We start from the raw sequence: 1,049 nt of genomic DNA on the forward strand, positions 1-1,049 counted from the left end.
AAGAGTTATCAGATCTTTATAGTCATGTTTCTGATTATTGACTAGATAAACTGGCAAAATAGACAAAATAGTCTTAATAATTAAGTATTACTCTTTCGTTTTTCTAAAATGAGCACACAGTCATGACATGGATAAGTCGTTTTCGGCTATGGGCAAAACAGGGGCAGTCTCCCAGCGCTCGCTGGATATGGAACACCGCAAAACAGCTACGCTCCTGCTCTTTTCCGGTGATCCCCCCTCTGCACCGCGCCTTGTATGCGTTGCATTACATCATTAAAAATATGTTGTCAGGGTTACTGCGAATACTCTACTGGACGCCTCTATTCCAAAGCCGACTGACTGCGCCAGCCTCTCAACTTTACCTGTATAGCGGTATGCCGCAAATTATTGGCCCATTGCAAATCAGTATCGGTGAAAAATGCCAAATCAGTGGCATATCCTCATTCATTGGCCGCCAAACCGCGCACTCTGCACATCTGGAAATTGGTGATCGCTGCAATATCGGCTGGCAAACCACCTTTGCTGTTGGCCGAAAAATTAAAATCGGTAACGATGTATTTATGGCGGGGAAAGTATTTTTAGCCGGTTTTCCGGGGCATCCATTAAACCCCGAAGAGCGCGCTGCGGGTCTGGCAGAGCACGATGATCAGGTCGGTGATATTGTGTTGGAAGACAAAGTCTGGTTGGGAACCGGTGTGATGGTGAATGCAGGTGTTCATATCGGCTACGGCACGGTCGTGGCCGCAGGCAGTATCGTAACCCACGATCTGCCTGATCGCGTACTTGCTGCTGGTATTCCTGCCAAAATTATCAGAGCACTTCCCTCTGCATCTGACTCCTCCTCAGCATCAGATTCTCAGCCTCTTATGCACGAGTTACCCCATGAATAATCATCACCAGACAACGGAAAACCGTGTCAATAAACCCCCATTAGTCGTCTTGGGGGAAGATTGGGGTGGCCATCCCAGCAGTACTCAGCATCTGATTAAACGCCTATTGCATGATCGCCAGGTAATCTGGGTTAACTCTATTGGCTTGCGTAGACCTCG

1 protein-coding gene is annotated in these 1,049 nt (G+C 47.7%); it reads left to right on the forward strand.

The genetic code is table 11. From position 1 onward, the window contains the following. Positions 1–122: 122 nt before the first annotated feature. Entirely contained in the window at positions 123–890 is a 768-nt protein-coding gene (locus ACRC27_RS07510; RefSeq protein WP_438639560.1) for an acyltransferase, read from the forward strand. The last annotated feature ends 159 nt before the right edge of the window (positions 891–1,049 follow it).

This window comes from Plesiomonas sp., assembly GCF_051650925.1.
GTDB lineage: Bacteria > Pseudomonadota > Gammaproteobacteria > Enterobacterales > CAMTGL01 > Plesiomonas.